We start from the raw sequence: 16,591 nt of genomic DNA on the forward strand, positions 1-16,591 counted from the left end.
TGGCCATCGTCATACCGTTACTGTTCCACGATTGCTACTGATGCCTGACGCTCCATCCAGCCGCCAGTGCCATTTGGAATGAGCTCGACCAACTGCACCACGTTGGGCTCGACTTGCGTCACACGGCCGTAGTTTTCGCCAATGTAATTCCCCACACCGACACGGCTGATCGTTTGATCCGGCGCCTGAATCAATGCCCAGGTCGCGCTCGCCCGACTGAGCGTGCCGACCATTCGCAGCGCATCCAAGGGATAGGCCTCCAGCGCTTCCTTACGCCGATCAAGGTCGGGGCGAGGTCCCTCGCCGCCCGTACCTGCGACATTCTCGATCCGCTGTTCCTCCAGCGTGTCGAGGAATGGGTCTTTGAGGTCGTCGGGCTTGTAAACGAACTGCTCGTAGGGCTTCAGGACCGGCAATGGATCAATCGAAACCTTCTCCGATGCCCTGACCTCATCCATCCAGGCATGCAAATCCTCATGACTTCTGCCGCAACCGGCCAGCGCCAGGCAGACCAGAATCAACAGCGCACTACGGCCCCCGCTCAAGGTTTGTCCTCGTCCTGGTATTGGTAAGTCTTGGCCATGCCCTTCATGACCAACAAATTCGAATCCTTGCCAACCGGCGTCAAGCTGAGGTCATGCAGGGTCACAATCCGCGGGAAACCGGCGACATCACTCGCGAACTCCGCCAACTGATGATAGGTGCCCGTCACCTCGATACTGATGGGCAATTCCGCATAGAAGCCGGTCGGACGTGCCTCGCCGGGCTGGAACAGCTTGAATTCGAGGCCGCGTCCCAGCCCGGCCTGGGTAATCTCGACCAACAGGTTTGCAATCTCGTTGCTGTCCGGCAACTGCCGACGCATGGTCTCGAAGCTCTCCTTGAGCTGCACCAGCTGCTCGCGGTATGCCTCCAGATTGACCGCCTGTCGGTACTTGACGACAAACTGTTGTCGCAGCTGCTGCTCGGCCTGGCGCCGCGCCTCGAGATCTGCCAGCGTTTTGCTGATGACGAAATAGTAGCCGGCAATCAATATCAGCAAACCCACCAGCGCGATGGCAAACATCTTGCCCGCCGGCGGCCATTCCCCGGCCGCCCGCACATCAATGTCGCGCACGTCCAGACTGCGAAGATCGAACTTGCGAAGATCATCCAGAGTCATTGCGCTGGCTCGTCCTTGGCTACGTGTTGCGGCACCCGAAGCTCGAACTGACTCGCGTGCATGCTGCGGTGCTCGCCAGCGCGCGCAACAAGCAAGGTCGAGGGATCGAAGTCCTCGGAGTCATCCAGTTGATGCATGTAGGTGGACACGCGTGCATTCGACTGGGCCCAACCCTGCAAGCTGAGGGTCGAGTCGCGCTGCACGAAGCTGGTAAGGAATGCCCCTTCCGGCGTGCTGCGTGCCAAGGCATCGAAAAGGCGTACCGACATCGGGCGCTTGACCTGCAATTCCTGGATCACGTCCATCCTTGCCTGCAGCTTTGCCTTTTGTGCCTGTAAATCCTTGATCTCACGGATTTTTATGTCCAGGAGGGCAATCTCGCCACGCAAGATGTTATTCCTGTCTTCCTGCCGGCCGACCACCGCCATCGCGATCAATTGCCACACCACCACCATCACAACGGCGGCAACAGCTCCCGCCCCGAGCATCGCCAAAAATTCGTTCTGCCGGCGTTGCCGGCGCACGCGCCGCCATGGCAGCAGGTTAACGCGAGACATCGGTCGTGCTCCGCATGGCCAGACCCGCCGCGATCATCCAGGCATGACCGTGTTCGCGCAAGCGGGCAGCGTCGATGCCCGGCGCGAACTCCACACCCAGAAACGGATTGCCGACCCTGGTATCCAGCCCCAGATAACGGCCCACGATTCCAGCTGCTCCGGCCAACCCGGCACAGCCGCCGCTGAGCACGACGTGGTCCAATGACGACTGTCCGGTGGCGGAAAAAAACACCTGCAGCAAACGTCCAACCTGGTTGGCCAATGAGTCCAGAAACGGCTCGATGACGGTGCTGCGCCATTCTTCGGGGAAACTGCCTTCCAGCAGGGCCGCGCTGGCCTCGGGATAGGCCAGGCCATAGCGCTCCTGGATTTGCTGCAGCAGCTGCTCACCACCGAAGGACTGTTCACGCGTGAACAGCGTGACCCCGGCCTGCAAGACGTTCAGTGTCGTGGTTGAAGCACCGACATCCACCATCGCGGTAACACCCGTGCGCGCTGTGGGAGGCATCTGCGGCGCAATCAGGGGGAACACCGATTCCAGCGCATACGCTTCGACGTCCACGACCGCGGCACCAAGTCCTGCCGCTGCGAGCGTCTCTAGCCGTTTGTCAACCACCTCGTTTCGCGCCACAACCAGCAGCACATCAGCCGTCTGCGGGTTGCGAGCGTTTGGACCCAGGACAACGAAATCGAAATAAACATCGTCCAGTGGATATGGAATGTACTGGTCCGACTCCAGAGTGATCTGTTGCTCGATATCCGCGTCCGAGAAATCCACCGGCATGGCAATCTGGCGACTGATGATCTGCGATCCCGAAACCGCCAGGGCAACGCGACGGCGTTTGCTGCCGGCGCGGGTCAACGCTTCGCCGACGGCCCGCGCGACGGCCTCTGCATCCGCCACCGACCCTTCAGCGACAGCTCCGTGCGGCAACCGAACCTGCGCACAGGACTCCACCTGGAACCCTCTGGAGGTGGTGTCGAAGGCCAGGAGCCGCACCGCCGACGTGCTAATATCGAGCCCCAACAACGGCGGAATTTTTTGTTTAAAGATATTTTGAATCAAGTGATTATCCGAACCTTGGGTGTCCCCTGCCCGATCGCCCCAGCGACCCCCCGCTGCCACCGCTATCGACCCTTGTGCTCAAGGCTTGAGCGTTTATATCACAGGGTGCTGGGGAAAACGCCAGCCGTTGTGCAACTGCCCAGCACCCCGGTCCGGCGCATCACACGCCTGCCCTACTGTTTGCCAACGCAACAACCGGACCAGGAATTCAACAAGCGCCGGGCGGCATCGGCATACCGCCCGCCCGGACTGGCCCGTTTGGAGTGCTGCCAGCGCCACCGAGTCAGGGCGCTGGGTGTCCCGCGGTGCGGCTGCGTCACTCGGGCGACTTACCGGGGCCCCTGAACCATGATGAAGCGCTTGTCGCTTGTTATCGCGGCGGCTATCGCGAACCTCGCTTTACTGCTTTCGCTGGTCGCCGTCGGCGGATACCTCCTGCTCGAACGGGACCTGCCGGCGGTCGATCAACTGGCCCAGTCCCGACTCGCGCAGCCGCTGCGGGTTTATTCCCTGGACGGGCAGCACATTGCCGAGTTCGGCGACCAGCGACGTGTTCCGCTCGACGGCAGTGCCTTGCCCAAGCGTCTGGTGCAGGCAATCCTGGCGGCAGAAGATGCCAATTTTTTCGATCATCCCGGATTTGATACCGGCGGCCTGCTACGGGCGGCCTGGCAACTGCTACGCACAGGAGAAATGCGCCAGGGCGGCAGCACCATCACGATGCAAGTCGCCCGCAATTTTTATCTGAGTCGGGAAAAATCGTTTCGTCGCAAAGCGCTCGAAATCCTGCTGGCGATCCGTATTGAGCAAAACTTGAGCAAGGACCAGATTCTGGGTCTTTACGTGAACAAGATATTCCTCGGCAACCGGGCCTATGGCTTCGGCGCTGCCGCCGACCTTTACTACGGGCGGCCGGCCGACCAACTCGACGTGGCCGAGATGGCGCTGCTGGCGGGGCTGCCGAAGGCGCCCTCGCGTGACAACCCGCTGGCAAATCGCCAACGCGCACTTGAACGACGCGACTACGTGCTCGGACGCATGCATGCCCTGGGCTACCTGGACGCGGACGGCTATCGCCGTGCGCTCGCGCATGTGGACACGGCCGGTCACTACGGCTTTGCGCCGCAACTCGAAGCCGACCATGTCGCCGAAATGGCGCGCGCCTGGATGCTGGAACGCTATGGCGACGCTGCGTACGAGAACGGCTACCAGGTCGTCACCACGATCCTCGGCACTCAGCAGCGGGCCGCCAATCAGGCGCTTCGGTCGGGTTTGCAAGCCTACGACCGCCGACACGGTTTCCGTGGGCCGATCGGGCGCCTGCCGGACACTGAACTGGGCGATCAGGTACAGCTGCGGGCCCGCCTGCGTGCCTTGCCCACGGCCGCGGATCTGCTGCCAGCCGTGCGCCTGTCGAGCGGCCAATACCTGTCGGCTGCCGGCCCCATCAACCTGGGCGACCGGAGCGCCGATCGCTTTGGCGCCCGCTGGCAGCCGCGCAGCGGCGACGTCGTTTACCTGTCGCAGGGGGCCGACGGATGGCGCCTTGCCCAGCTGCCGCAGGTCGAGGGGGCGTTCGTGGCCCTGCGGCCTGGCACCGGCGCAATCACCGCCCTGGTCGGCGGTTACGACTTCAACCGCAGCCGCTTCAACCGGGCGCTACAGGCGCAGCGCCAGCCTGGATCCACGTTCAAGCCGTTCATTTATGCGGCGGCCCTGGCCACCGGCTATACCGCGGCATCGATCATCAATGACGCACCGGTAGCCTTCCCGGCCGAAACCCCCGACGGATATTGGCGACCTGAGAACTACACCGGCCGCTTTTACGGGCCGACGCGCCTGCGTGAGGCCTTGGCGCAGTCCCGCAATCTGGTTTCCGTACGCCTGCTGAACGCGGTCGGCGTCGATTTCACGCGCCGCTACTGCCTCAGGTTCGGTTTCGCGGCCGAGCGCTTGCCGCCCAACCTGTCCCTGGCACTTGGCACAGCCTCCGTCACGCCGCTGGAACTGGCCGCCGGCTACGCGGTGATCGCCAACGGCGGCTTTCGCGTCAACCCCTACGTGGTCGAGCGCGTGCTTGATTCGCAGGGTCAGGTGCTGTGGCAAGCCCCGCAGGTGGTGTCCTGCGAGGCTGACTGCGAAGTCGACCCCGCAGCAACCGACGCGGTGACGCACGCACCCCGCGTGCTGCCCGCCACCGATGCCTATATCCTCAATTCCATGCTGCGGGATGTGATCGACCACGGCACCGCCGTACGCGCCAAGACCCTGGGACGCGCCGACCTGGCCGGCAAGACGGGCACCACCAATGATGAGCGGGATGCCTGGTTTGCCGGTTTCAACAGCCACTTGCTGGCCACGGCGTGGGTTGGCTTCGATCAACCGCAATCGCTTGGCAAGGGCGAAACCGGCGCTCGCGCGGCGCTCCCGATCTGGATGAATTTCATGTCGGCAATACTGCCGGAGCTCCCGGTCGGCTCCCCACCGGCACCCGCCGGCCTGGTCGCGCTGCGAATCGACCGTCACAGCGGCCAGCGAACTGCCGACAGCGGGCCGGACACGCTGTTCGAATGGTTCAGCGCCGATCGGCTTCCCGCCATCCTGGCGACCCAAACGCCGCCGCCGGAGACGCCAACACCGGCGCGGGAATCAAACCTGTTCTAGGATTTGAAGTCACCCAATGGCCGCTCCTTTATGGGGCGTGAACGACATGACCGCACCATATTGGTGAATTTCGAAGCTGCGTTTTCGGTGGATAATGCCAACCGTGAGCGGATACTGGCTTGGCACATCTGCTGCTTTCCAGCATTCGTTTTCATGTTTGGCCCAAAAGTCGATGTCCGGCCGGACATCTGCCCGGGACAGTTTTTGCGATCGCCAAGTTCAGAAATCCGCCCAAGGAGCGTACCTACATGTCAGCGTCTGATGTGCTCAAGAAGATCGGTGAGCAGAGCGTCAAATTCGTGGATCTGCGTTTCACCGACACGCGCGGCAAGGAGCAGCACCTCACCATCCCGGCCGCGCGCATTGACGGAGATTTCTTCGAACGCGGCATGATGTTCGACGGCTCGTCCATCGCCGGCTGGAAGGGCATCAACGAGTCCGACATGGTGCTCATGCCCGACACGCAGACGGCGGTCATGGACCCGTTCACCGACGAGGCCACGATCAACATCACCTGCGACGTGCTGGAACCCCACACGATGCAGGGCTATGAGCGCGACCCGCGGTCCGTGGCGCGCCGCGCCGAGGCTTACCTGAAATCGACCGGCATCGCCGACACGGCGTTTTTCGGCCCGGAGCCGGAATTTTTCATTTTTGACGACGTGCGCTGGGGCTCGGGCCTGAGCGGCAGCTTCGTCGAAATCGATTCCGAGGAGGCCCACTGGCGCTCCGGCACCGCGTTTGAGGCCGGCAACAAGGGCCATCGGCCGGGCGTGAAAGGGGGCTATTTTCCGGTGCCCCCGGTCGACTCCCTGCACAACATCCGCACCGCAATGGTGCTGGCGATGGAGGAGATGGGCCTGGAAGTGGAAGTGCATCACCACGAGGTCGCCACCGCCGGTCAGTGCGAAATCGGCGTCAAGTTCAACACCCTGGTGCGCAAGGCCGACGAGACGCAGGTCCTTAAATACGTGGTGCTGAACGTCGCCCACAACTATGGCAAAACCGCCACCTTCATGCCCAAGCCGCTGGTCGGCGACAACGGCAGCGGCATGCACGTGCACCAGTCCCTGGCCAAGGGCGGCGTGAACCTGTTTGCCGGCGACAAGTACGGCGGCCTGTCGGAGCTGGCGCTGTACTACATCGGCGGCATCTTCAAGCACGCCAAGGCGCTGAACGCCATAACCAATCCGGGCACCAACAGCTACAAGCGCCTGGTGCCCGGCTTCGAGGCACCGGTGATGCTGGCCTACTCGGCCCGCAACCGCTCGGCCTCGGTGCGCATTCCGTGGGTGTCCAGCCCCAAGGGACGGCGTATCGAGGTGCGCTTCCCGGACCCGACCGCCAACCCCTACCTCGCCTTTGCCGCCATGCTAATGGCGGGCCTCGACGGCATCAAGAACAAGATCCACCCGGGCGAGGCGATGGACAAGGACCTGTACGATCTGCCGGCCGAGGAAGCCAAGGCCATCCCGCAGGTGTGCCATTCGCTGGACATGGCGCTGGACGCGCTGGACGCGGATCGCGACTTCCTGACCGCAGGCGGCGTGTTCACCGACGACATGATCGACGGCTACATCGAGCTGAAGATGCAGGACGTCACGCGCGTGCGCATGACGACCCATCCGGTCGAGTTCGACATGTACTACAGTTGCTGAGCAAACCCGTGGGGGCTTCGCAAGAAGCCCCCACGGGATATTTCAGCCGCCGGCATATCGATCTGGGCGTCAGCATGATTTCTTTCCGCCCTGTGGTGTTCTGTCTCGTTGTTTTGACCCTGCCCCTGCCGGGCCTGGCGACGCGGGTTTATCAGTCGAAGGGACCGGACGGTTCCACAGTGTTCTCGGACCAGCCCAGCCCGGCGGCACGCGAGATCGATATCGACGTGCCTGCCGCCGATGAGCCGCCGGCGACGGCGGTACCAAAGCCGGCCGCCGTTACCGGGCCGCCGACCGAAGCTGACAAGACGGTGGCTTACACCACCTTGCTGATCACCGAGCCGGCCAACGATGCCGTGCACTGGTTCGCGCAAGGACCGGTGAAGGTGCAGGCACAGATCGTCCCGCCGCTTGCCGAGGGACACGTACTGGTCCCGCTGCTGGACGGCGTGGCGCAAGGCGCTGGCGTCCCTTCCAGCGGCTTTGCCCTGACGGATCTCGATCCCGGCACATACCAGCTGTCGGTCGTCATTCGCGACGCGCAGGGCAAGAACCTGAAGCAGAGCCCTGCCATCCGCTTTCATTTCAAACGCCAGTCCTTGAACCTTCCCGCCCGCAAACCGCCGCCCCGCAGCGGCAGCTAACTACATCCTTCAGCGGCATCTGCGCTTGCCGCGACCTGCCCATGCAAATCCCCCTGGACCACGACGTCGCCAGCACCGACCACGCCGGGCGTGCGGTACTGGACAACCTGCAAACGGCCGTGCTGGTCATTGATGACCAGCAGCGCGTGGCCTACCTGAACCAGGCGGGCGAGATCCTGCTGGGCGCAAGTGCCCGCCAGTTGCGCGGCCAGCCGCTTGGGCACCTGCTGCATGATCCGGCACTGCCCGCCCTGGTTGCGGAAACCCTGGAGCGTCAGCAACCGGTACTGCGGCACGACCTCAGCTTCGAGCTGCCCGGCAACCCCGCCAAGCGCTTCAACTGCTGGCTGACGCCGCTCGACGGGTCTGATGCCAAGGGGCTCATCCTTGAAATTGCGGCCACCGGCCCGCTTGGCGATACCCAGCGCGAGAGCCGGCTGCTGTCCCAGCAGGAAGCCAATCGGCTGATGCTGCGCGGCCTGGCGCACGAGATCAAAAACCCGCTCGGTGGCCTGCGCGGTGCCGCACAGCTGCTGGAGCGGGAACTGGCCGATCCGGAGCTTGCCGAGTACACGCAGATCATCATCGGCGAAGCCGATCGCCTGAAGAAACTCATCGATCGCATGCTCAGTCCGGAACTGGCGCCCGAGATGGCCCGCGTCAGCGTCCACGAGGTACTGGAACGGGTCCGCGCGCTGGTGGCCGCCGACCTGCCGCCGCAGCTGAGCATCGAATACGACTACGACCCCAGCCTGCCGGACCTGTGGGCCGACCGCGAACAGCTGATACAGGCGTTTCTGAACCTGGTGCGCAATGCCGTCCAATCGGTGGACGAGGCCGATTGCCGCCCCGGCCGGGTATTGCTGCGTACCCGGGTACGCCGCCGCATGACCATCGCCGGCCGGCACCACCGCCTGCTGGTACAGGTGGACGTGATAGACAACGGCCCGGGCGTGCCCGAGCACCTGCGCGAGCAGATTTTCCATCCGCTGATCACCGGCCGCAGCACCGGCACCGGTCTTGGCCTGTCAATTGCTCAGTCCCTGGTCAGTCGGCACGAAGGCTGCATCAACTTCCACAGTGCGCCGGGGAACACCGTGTTTTCCGTGCTGCTGCCGATTGCCGGAGAACGCCGATGAATCGCCAGGGACGCGTATGGGTGGTCGATGACGACCGTTCGATACGCTGGGTGCTGTGCCGCGCGCTGCAAAACGCGGGCTTCCAGGCCATTGAATTCGAAGACGCCGAACGTGCCAGCGCGGCCCTGGCCGGTGACGAGCCGGATGCGATCGTGTCCGACGTGCGCATGCCCGGTCGCAGCGGTTTCGACCTGCTGGCCGAGCTGCGCGAACGGGCGCCCAAGGTGCCGGTGATCATCACCACCGCCTACCCGGATCTGGACAGCGCGGTGTCGGCCTTCCAGGGTGGTGCCTTCGAGCACCTGCCAAAGCCGTTCGACGTCGATGACGCCGTTGACCTGGTCAGTCGCGCCATCGCGCAGCGGGCCGACGCCACTCCGGCGGCGCAGGATGCTACGCCGGCGCCCTCCGACATGATCGGCTCGGCGCCGTCCATGCAGGAGGTGTTTCGCGCCATCGGCCGCCTGTCGCGCTCCAGCATCAACGTGCTGATCACCGGCGAATCGGGTACCGGCAAGGAACTGATCGCGCGCGCCCTGCACCGCCACAGCCCGCGCAGCGGCGGGCCGTTCATTGCGCTCAACATGGCCGCCATCAACCGCGAGCTGCTCGAATCCGAACTGTTCGGCCACGAGCGGGGCGCCTTCACCGGCGCCCAGGCGCTGCGCCGCGGGCGCTTCGAACAAGCGCACGGCGGCACGCTGTTTCTGGACGAAATCGGCGACATGCCGGCCGAACTGCAAACCCGTCTGCTGCGCGTGCTGCAGGAAGGCGAGTTCTACCGGGTCGGCGCCCACGCACCGCTGCAGGTGGACGTGCGCGTGATCGCCGCCACCCACCAGAACCTTGAAACACAGGTCCAGGTTGGCAAGTTCCGCGAGGATCTGCTGCACCGCCTCAATGTGGTGCGCATCCGCGTGCCGCCGCTGCGCGAACGGCGCGAGGACATCCCGGGCCTGGTGCTGTACTTCCTGGCCCGCGCGGCGAAGGAATTGCACGTCGACTGCAAGACCGTCGCCCCGCAGGTGCTGGAGCGGCTCAGTCATTTCGACTGGCCGGGCAACGTGCGCCAGCTCGAAAACGTCTGCCGCTGGCTGACCGTCATGACACCCACGCAGGTCGTACGGATCGACGACCTGCCGACCGAGGTGGTCGGCGCGCCGGCGACGCTGGACGAGGATTGGCAAAGCGCGCTGCGCCGCTGGGCCGCCGGGCGCCTGGCCTGCGGCGAGCGCGGCGTCATGAACGACCTGACGCCGGCCTTCGAGCGGCTGATGATCGGCGTTGCGCTCGAGCGCACCGGCGGGCGCCGCCAGGACGCCGCTGTGCTGCTCGGCTGGGGTCGCAACACGCTGACCCGCAAGATCAAGGAACTGGGGATCGCCGACGACTGAACGCCGCGGCGCTGGGCCGTCCGTTCAGGCCAGCGCGGCGGCGTCCAGTTCCAGCAACACCGGCGCGTGATCCGACGGCCGCTCGGCACGGCGCAGGTCAAGCTCCACCCGGCAGGCGCGACACGTGCCCAACAGCGGCGTACTGACCAGAATGTGGTCGATGCGCAGCCCATGGTCGCGCCGGAATGCGGCGGCACGATAATCCCACCAGGTGAACGCCCGCAGATCCGGATTCAGATGCCGGAACGTGTCGTGCAGACCCAGCGCCATGATCCCGGCCAGGGCTGCCCGCTCGGCCTCGCTGACCAGCACCTGACCCTGCCAGGCGAGCGGATCGTGCACATCGATATCCGCCGGGGCGATATTGAAATCACCCATCACCAGCACCTTGGGTGACTCGCGCAGCAGCGCCTGCAGGTAGCGGCGCAAGTCCTCCAGCCAGCCAAGCTTGTAGGCGTACTTGTCGGAGCCGACCTCGCTGCCGTTCGGCACATACGCGCACACCACGTCCAGGCCCCCGAAACGGGCAGCCACGAAGCGCTTCTGCTCGTCCTGAAGGCGCCCGGGCAGCGCCGTCAGCACCGTGCCCGGCGGCTCGCGACTGAGCAAGGCCACGCCGTTGTAGGTGCGCTGACCGACAAACACCGTCCGGTAGCCAGCCGCCGCCAGCTGCGCCACCGGAAACTCCTCGTCAACGACCTTGGTTTCCTGCAGGCCGACAATGTCGGGCGCCGCCTGCCCCAGCCAGTCGATCAGTTGCGGCAGACGCACGCGCAGGGAGTTGACGTTCCAGGTCGCGACTTTCAAGACACCCTGCTGCTGGTTGGCGGATCCGACGCGGCGCCCCCTGGCGCCCGGACCGAAGCGCCCGGCATTCTAGGGGGTCCCGCAAGGTATGTGCATGCGGCGCCAGCCGGGCGCAGTTTCTGACGCGCCAGACCGCCGGCGCTGGCCTCCGTCAGCCCGGCAGCTTTGCCAGTACGTAATGCACCGCCCCGTTCAGGCTGGCCAGGCGCGGGTAGTCCAGTTCCGGAATCGGCACGCCGAGCTGTTTGTGCACGGCAGTAACGAAGTTCAGAAAATCCATAGAGTCGATGTCGATCTGGTCGCGAAAGCTCTGCTCGGGGTCGAGGTCCAGCTCGCGCGCCTCGGGCGCGATGCCGCCAAGGATGGCGAGCAGGCGCTCGCGCAGTTCGGTTTCGGTCATAGCTCCTCCGGTTTTTGCAGCAGGCGGTCGAGCGCCGCCAGGAACAGCGCGCCACGGTGCCCATCGCTGACGCGGTGATCGCCGGCCAGGGTGAGGGTGATCACGCGGCGCACGGCCAGCCCCTCGCCGACCACCCATGGCCGGCGCACCACGGAGCCCGCACCCACGACTGCCACCTGCGGCGGGGTGATGATGGGATACAGCGTCTCGACGCCGTTGTCGCCCAGACTCGACAGCGTGATGGTGGTGTCGGTCAGTTCGGAGCTGCGCAGGCCGCCGGCGCGGGCGCGCTGCACCAGGTCCTTCAACTCCGTCATCAGGGTGTCCAGGTCCTTGTCCGCCACGTCGTGCAGGGCGGGCGCGATCAGCCCGCGCCGGCGCAGCGACACGGCCACGCCGACATGCGCGGCGGCTGATGGCTCGAAGCGGTCCTGGCGCCAGAAGCCGTTCAGTTCCGGCACTTCCTTGAGCGCCCGCGCCAGCGCCTTGATCAGCAGCACGGCATACAGCAGGCGCTGCTCGGGATCGCGCTGCGCATTGACGCGCTCGACGAAGCGCAGCGCCGGCTCGAAATCGACCGTGGTGGCCAGATAGTAGTGCGGAATCTCGCGCTTGGCGCGGGTCATGGCGGCGGCGATGGCGCGGCGCATGGCGTCCGGCTCGAACGGCGCGGCGGATGGCCGGGCGGGGGCGGGCGCCGGCTTCGCACCGGCCGCCGCGCGTTCCACATCCGCCACAGTGATCGCGCCCTTGGCGCCGCTGCCGGTGACGCCGGCCAGGTCCACGCCGAGCTCCAGCGCGTGCTGGCGCACCGCCGGGCTGGCGCGAGGTGCCCATGCCGGCTGTTTCGCGGGTGCCGCCTCGACGTCGGCCAGCGTGATGGCGCCACCGGGTCCGCTGCCGCTGAGCGTGGCCAGGTCGATGCCCAGCCCGGCGGCGCGCTGGCGGGCGGCCGGCGAGGCACGTAGCCGTTCGCGCGGGGACGGTTCGCCGCTTGGGATGGCAGGCGCCAGGGCCGGCGCGGCCGGTGGTGCAGGCGCGGCTGTCGGCGCAGGCGGGTGCATTGGTGCAGCGGCTTTGGCAGGCAGCTTTGGCACCGTCTCGCCGTCACTGCGCACGGTGGCCAGCACGGTGCCGACCGGCACCTCGCTGCCCGGTTCGACCAGCAGCGATTCGACCACGCCGCTGTCGAAGATCTCGACGTCGATGGCGCCCTTCTGGGTTTCCACCACCGCCACGATGTCGCCGCGGCGCACCCGATCGCCGGGCTTGATGCGCCACTCGACCAGCTTGCCGCTTTCCATGTCGCTGCCCAGCGACGGCATGCAGAACTCAGCCACGCCCGAGCACCCCGCGCGCGGCGGCGACGATGCCGTCCACCTGCGGCAGGGCGGCATCCTCCAGGTGTTTCGGGTACGGAATCGGCACCTCGGCGCTGCACACGCGCGCCGGTGGGGCGTCCAGGTCGTAGAAGGCCTGTTCGACGATGCGGGCGCTGATTTCCGCCGCCAGGCTGCCGCTGCGCCAGCCTTCGTCGACGATCACCGCGCGGCGTGTCTTGCCCACCGAGGCCATGAGCGTTGCGTCGTCGAGCGGGCGCAGGCAGCGCAGGTCGATGACCTCCGCCGCGATGCCGTCGGCGGCCAGTTGTTCGGTGGCGGCGAGCGCCTTGGGCAGGCTGCCGCCGTAGGTGATCAGCGTTACATCCTTGCCCGGCCGGCGCACGGCGGCGCCGGTCAGCGGCACCGACTCGACCGCGTCCAGTGGGCCCTCGGCGTTGTAGAGCATGACGTGCTCGAACACGATCACCGGGTCCGGGTCGGCCAGCGCGGCGGCCAGCATGTGCCGGGCATCCGTGACGGTGGCCGGGGCGACCACCTTCAGGCCCGGGATGTGCGCGTACCAGCCCTCCAGGCTGTGCGAGTGCTGCGCCGCCAGCTGCCGGCCGGCGCCGGTGGCCATGCGGATCACCAGCGGCACCGACACCTGGCCGCCGGACATGTGGCGCAGCGTGGCGGCGTTGTTCAGGATCTGGTCCAGTGCCAGCAGGCTGAAGTTGACGGTCATGATCTCGACGATCGGCCGCATGCCGCCCAGCGCCGCGCCGATGCCGGCGCCGGTGAAGGCCGATTCCGACAGCGGCGTGTCGCGGATGCGCTCCTGGCCGAATTCCTCCAGCAGGCCCTTGCTGACGGCGTAGCAGCCGCCGTAGCGGCCGACGTCCTCGCCCATCAGGAACACCCGCGGGTCGTCCGCCAGTGCCTGGCGCAGCGCCTGGCGCATCGCCTCGCGGTAAGTGAGGGTGGCGGCGTTCATGCCGGGATGTCCGTGTACACGTCTCGCGTCAGCCGGTCTACCGGTTCGAGTGTGCCGGCCTCGGCAAAGGCCACCGCGGCCGCTACTTCGGCGTCCACTTCGGCCTGCAGCGCGGCGCGTGCGTCGTCCGCGAGCAGGCCGAGGTTGCGCGCCTCGCGCTCGAACAGGTCGATCGGGTCGCGGGCGCGCCAGCGCTCGACCTCTGCCTTGTCGCGGTACAGCTGGCTGTCGAACATGGAGTGCGCCCGAAAGCGGAAGGTGTGGCATTCGAGCAGATACGGGCCGTGGCCGCCGCGCACATGGGCGATGGCCGTTTGCGCCGCCTCGCGCACGGCGAGCAGATCCATGCCGTCCACGGCGGCCGAGGCAAGGCCGTAGCTGCGGGCCTTCAGGTGGATGTCGGTCTCGGCCTCGGAGCGCGCCAGCGCCGTGCCCATGGCGTACTGGTTGTTCTCGCACACGAACAGCACCGGCAGTTTCCACAGGGCGGCCAGGTTCAGCGATTCGTGGAACTCGCCCTCGGCCGCCGCGCCCTCGCCGAAGAAGCACACGCTGACCTGCGGGCGTTGCTGCATGGCGTCGGCCAGCGCCAGTCCGACCGTCAGCGGCAGGCCGCCGGCGACGATGGCGTTGCCGCCGTACAGGCGCGTGGCAGCGTCGAACAGGTGCATGGAGCCACCGCGGCCGCGGCTGCAGCCCTCCTGCTTGCCGAACATCTCGGCCATCACGGCGCCCATGTCGACGCCGCGCACCAGCGCGTGGCCGTGTTCGCGGTAGGTGGCGACGATGGCGTCGGCCGCGTCCAGCAGCGGGATGATGCCGGCGGCGATGGCTTCCTCACCGTTGTACAGGTGCAGGAAGCCGCGAATCCGGGTGGCGCTGTACAGCTGCGCGCAGGCGTCCTCGAAGGCGCGGATGCGCAGCATGTGCCGCAGCAGGGCGTGCGCGGTGTCGGCGTCCGGCAGCGCCATCAGGCGTTCTCCAGGGTCGAGGTGTCGCCCTCGGGCAGGCCCAGTTCGCGCGCCTTCAGCAGCCGGCGCATGATCTTGCCGCTGCGCGTCTTGGGCAGGCTGGGCGCGAATTCGATTTCCTTGGGCGCCACCACGGCGCCCAGGCGCTTGCGGGCGTGCGCCAGCAGCGCGTCGTGCAGGGCCGCATCCGGTTCGAAGCCCGGCTTCAGGGCCACGAAGGCCTTGATGATCTCGCCGGCCACCGGGTCCGGCTTGCCGATGACGCCGCATTCGGCCACGGCCGGGTGCTGCATGAACACGTCCTCGACCTCGAACGGGCCGATCAGGTGGCCGGAGGTCTTGATCACGTCGTCGGCGCGGCCGACGAACCAGTAGTAGCCGTCCGCGTCGCGGCGGGCCAGGTCGCCGGACAGATACCAGTCACCGATAAAGCACTTGCGGTAGCGCTCTTCCTCGCCCAGATAGCCGCGGAACATGGACGGCCAGCCGGACTTCAGCACCAGCTGCCCCTGCTCGTCGGGGCTGTCGACGAATTCCAGGCGGCCGTCCCTGGTGACATTGGCGATGGCCGCCTCGATGCCCGGCAGCGGCTTGCCCATGGAGCCGGGCTTGATGTCCATGGCGGCGAAGTTGGCGATCATGATGCCGCCGGTCTCGGTCTGCCACCAGTTGTCGTGAAACGGCCGGCCGAGCGCGCGCTGGCTCCAGATCACCGCCTCGGAATTGAGCGGTTCGCCGACGCTGGCCATGAAGCGCAGGCGCGACAGGTCGAAGCGCGCCGGCAGCTCGTCGCCCAGGCGCATCAGCATGCGGATGGCGGTCGGCGCCGTGTACCAGACGTCGACCTTCTGCTCCTGCAGGATGCCGTACCAGCGCTCGGCGTCGAATTCCTCGGCGTCGATGATGAGCGTGGCGCCGATCACCAGCGGCGCGATGATGCCGTACGAGGTGCCGGTGACCCAGCCGGGGTCGGCCGTGCACCAGAACACGTCGCCGGGGTGCAGATCCAGCGCCAGCCGACCGGTCACGTAGTGCTGCAGCACCGCCGCATGCACGTGCACGGCGCCCTTGGGACGGCCGGTGGTGCCGGAGGTGAAGTGCAGCAGCGCCATGTCCTCACCGCCGGTGGGTGGAATCTCGAAACTGTCACTGGCCTTGGCCATCAGCGTCGCAAGGCTGCGCGTGCCGATGCCGGCGCCGGCGGCGTCGCCCACCAGCAGCACGTGTTCGAGCTTTGGCAGCTGCTCGCGCAGGGCCGCCACCTTGCGCTGGTACAGCTGCGGCGTGGTCACCAGCACGCGGGCGCCGCCCAGCTCCAGCCGGGCGCGGATTGGCTCCGGACCGAAGGCCGAAAACATCGGGCAGAACACCGCACCGGCCTTGAGCGTGCCCAGCGCCGTGACGTAAAGCTGCGGAACGCGCCCCAGCAGGCTGAACACCCGCTCGCCCCTGCCCACCCCGATCGCGGCCAGCATATTGGCGAAGCGGTTGGTTTCGGCCGCCAGCCCGGCGTAGGTGAACTCGCTCGCCACGCCGTCGCGCGACAGGCAACGCAAGGCCACCTGCCCGCCACGGCCGTTTTGCACGTGCCGGTCCACCGCCTCGAAGGCGATGTTGATGCCGCCGCCCGGCAGGCCGCGCAGCGCCAGGCGCTCCACACCCCAGTTGAAGCTGGCGCACGTGGCGGAGTAATCGGCCAGGTTGGGCAGCGCCAGGCTGCCCCTGGCGGATTTTCGGATCAGCGTGTCGGCCATGACGGGCTCCGGTCCGGTGCAGCGGGACACGGCAGTGTAGGAACCGCGTACGCGTGGGG

Annotated in this window: 15 protein-coding genes; 5 read left to right on the top strand and 10 right to left on the bottom strand. The window is 66.6% G+C overall.

From position 1 onward, the window contains the following. Positions 1-17: 17 nt before the first annotated feature. The 4 genes from PG2T_RS04810 to pilM are packed head-to-tail and all read right to left on the bottom strand — an operon-like array spanning position 18 to position 2,785. A complete protein-coding gene (locus PG2T_RS04810) occupies positions 18-545 on the bottom strand; it encodes a pilus assembly protein PilP (RefSeq protein ID WP_068803079.1) in 528 nt (175 codons plus the stop codon). Next, positions 542-1,162 (bottom strand): type IV pilus inner membrane component PilO, encoded by a 621-nt coding sequence (locus PG2T_RS04815; RefSeq protein WP_068803080.1) that lies wholly within the window; start codon positions 1,160-1,162, stop codon positions 542-544. Before PG2T_RS04815 ends, PG2T_RS04810 begins: the two co-directional genes overlap by 4 nt. Further along, a complete protein-coding gene (locus tag PG2T_RS04820; protein WP_068803082.1) occupies positions 1,159-1,719 on the bottom strand; it encodes a PilN domain-containing protein in 561 nt (186 codons plus the stop codon). Before PG2T_RS04820 ends, PG2T_RS04815 begins: the two co-directional genes overlap by 4 nt. Beyond that, on the bottom strand, positions 1,706-2,785 hold the full coding sequence (gene pilM, locus PG2T_RS04825; protein WP_158513151.1) for a type IV pilus assembly protein PilM: 1,080 nt from the start codon (positions 2,783-2,785) through the stop codon (positions 1,706-1,708). The genes PG2T_RS04820 and pilM overlap by 14 nt, the downstream gene beginning before the upstream one ends. A 351-nt stretch (positions 2,786-3,136) precedes the next feature. Between pilM and PG2T_RS04830 the strand changes: the two genes are divergently transcribed. From PG2T_RS04830 to ntrC, 5 genes are all read left to right on the top strand, one after another. Then, positions 3,137-5,449: a penicillin-binding protein 1A gene (locus PG2T_RS04830; RefSeq protein WP_068803084.1), complete on the top strand. Its 2,313-nt coding sequence runs from the start codon at positions 3,137-3,139 to the stop codon at positions 5,447-5,449. A gap of 248 nt (positions 5,450-5,697) precedes the next feature. After that, positions 5,698-7,107: a glutamate--ammonia ligase gene (glnA, locus tag PG2T_RS04835; protein ID WP_068803086.1), complete on the top strand. Its 1,410-nt coding sequence runs from the start codon at positions 5,698-5,700 to the stop codon at positions 7,105-7,107. Beyond that, positions 7,101-7,751 (top strand): DUF4124 domain-containing protein, encoded by a 651-nt coding sequence (locus PG2T_RS04840; RefSeq protein WP_145930996.1) that lies wholly within the window; start codon positions 7,101-7,103, stop codon positions 7,749-7,751. The genes glnA and PG2T_RS04840 overlap by 7 nt, the downstream gene beginning before the upstream one ends. 41 nt (positions 7,752-7,792) lie before the next feature. Beyond that, entirely contained in the window at positions 7,793-8,890 is a 1,098-nt protein-coding gene (gene glnL, locus PG2T_RS04845; RefSeq protein WP_145930997.1) for a nitrogen regulation protein NR(II), read from the top strand. Then, positions 8,887-10,284 carry a nitrogen regulation protein NR(I) gene (gene ntrC, locus PG2T_RS04850; RefSeq protein WP_068803091.1) on the top strand — a complete coding sequence of 466 codons (1,398 nt, stop codon included), beginning with the start codon at positions 8,887-8,889 and terminating at the stop codon, positions 10,282-10,284. The genes glnL and ntrC overlap by 4 nt, the downstream gene beginning before the upstream one ends. 24 nt (positions 10,285-10,308) lie before the next feature. Here the strand turns inward: ntrC and xth are convergent, their stop codons facing one another. The 6 genes from xth to acsA form a co-directional block, all read right to left on the bottom strand. Further along, positions 10,309-11,091, bottom strand: a complete 783-nt coding sequence (gene xth, locus PG2T_RS04855; RefSeq protein ID WP_068803093.1) for an exodeoxyribonuclease III — start codon at positions 11,089-11,091, stop codon at positions 10,309-10,311. Between the two features lie 151 nt (positions 11,092-11,242). Beyond that, the gene (locus PG2T_RS04860) at positions 11,243-11,491 is read right to left on the bottom strand and encodes an acyl carrier protein (RefSeq protein ID WP_068803095.1); all 249 of its coding nucleotides are present in this window, start codon (positions 11,489-11,491) and stop codon (positions 11,243-11,245) included. Next, on the bottom strand, positions 11,488-12,831 hold the full coding sequence (locus PG2T_RS04865; RefSeq protein ID WP_068803097.1) for a dihydrolipoamide acetyltransferase family protein: 1,344 nt from the start codon (positions 12,829-12,831) through the stop codon (positions 11,488-11,490). The genes PG2T_RS04860 and PG2T_RS04865 overlap by 4 nt, the downstream gene beginning before the upstream one ends. Continuing rightward, on the bottom strand, positions 12,824-13,807 hold the full coding sequence (locus tag PG2T_RS04870; RefSeq protein WP_068803099.1) for an alpha-ketoacid dehydrogenase subunit beta: 984 nt from the start codon (positions 13,805-13,807) through the stop codon (positions 12,824-12,826). The genes PG2T_RS04865 and PG2T_RS04870 overlap by 8 nt, the downstream gene beginning before the upstream one ends. Further along, on the bottom strand, positions 13,804-14,778 hold the full coding sequence (gene pdhA, locus PG2T_RS04875) for a pyruvate dehydrogenase (acetyl-transferring) E1 component subunit alpha (protein WP_068803101.1): 975 nt from the start codon (positions 14,776-14,778) through the stop codon (positions 13,804-13,806). The genes PG2T_RS04870 and pdhA overlap by 4 nt, the downstream gene beginning before the upstream one ends. After that, positions 14,778-16,532, bottom strand: a complete 1,755-nt coding sequence (acsA, locus tag PG2T_RS04880) for an acetate--CoA ligase (RefSeq protein WP_068803103.1) — start codon at positions 16,530-16,532, stop codon at positions 14,778-14,780. Before acsA ends, pdhA begins: the two co-directional genes overlap by 1 nt. Between the last annotated feature and the right edge of the window lie 59 nt (positions 16,533-16,591).

It is taken from the genome of Immundisolibacter cernigliae, from assembly GCF_001697225.1.
Classification (GTDB): domain Bacteria; phylum Pseudomonadota; class Gammaproteobacteria; order Immundisolibacterales; family Immundisolibacteraceae; genus Immundisolibacter; species Immundisolibacter cernigliae.

Excerpts from the sequence above, each read along its gene's own strand:
- PG2T_RS04820 (WP_068803082.1), bottom strand. The coding sequence starts at position 1,719 with ATGTCTCGCGTTAACCTGCTGCCATGGCGGCGCGTGCGCCGGCAACGC.
- PG2T_RS04815 (WP_068803080.1), bottom strand. The coding sequence starts at position 1,162 with ATGACTCTGGATGATCTTCGCAAGTTCGATCTTCGCAGTCTGGACGTG.
- PG2T_RS04860 (WP_068803095.1), bottom strand. The coding sequence starts at position 11,491 with ATGACCGAAACCGAACTGCGCGAGCGCCTGCTCGCCATCCTTGGCGGC.
- PG2T_RS04870 (WP_068803099.1), bottom strand. The coding sequence starts at position 13,807 with ATGAACGCCGCCACCCTCACTTACCGCGAGGCGATGCGCCAGGCGCTG.
- acsA (WP_068803103.1), bottom strand. The coding sequence starts at position 16,532 with ATGGCCGACACGCTGATCCGAAAATCCGCCAGGGGCAGCCTGGCGCTG.
- ntrC (WP_068803091.1), top strand. The coding sequence starts at position 8,887 with ATGAATCGCCAGGGACGCGTATGGGTGGTCGATGACGACCGTTCGATA.
- pdhA (WP_068803101.1), bottom strand. The coding sequence starts at position 14,778 with ATGGCGCTGCCGGACGCCGACACCGCGCACGCCCTGCTGCGGCACATG.
- glnL (WP_145930997.1), top strand. The coding sequence starts at position 7,793 with ATGCAAATCCCCCTGGACCACGACGTCGCCAGCACCGACCACGCCGGG.
- glnA (WP_068803086.1), top strand. The coding sequence starts at position 5,698 with ATGTCAGCGTCTGATGTGCTCAAGAAGATCGGTGAGCAGAGCGTCAAA.
- PG2T_RS04830 (WP_068803084.1), top strand. The coding sequence starts at position 3,137 with ATGAAGCGCTTGTCGCTTGTTATCGCGGCGGCTATCGCGAACCTCGCT.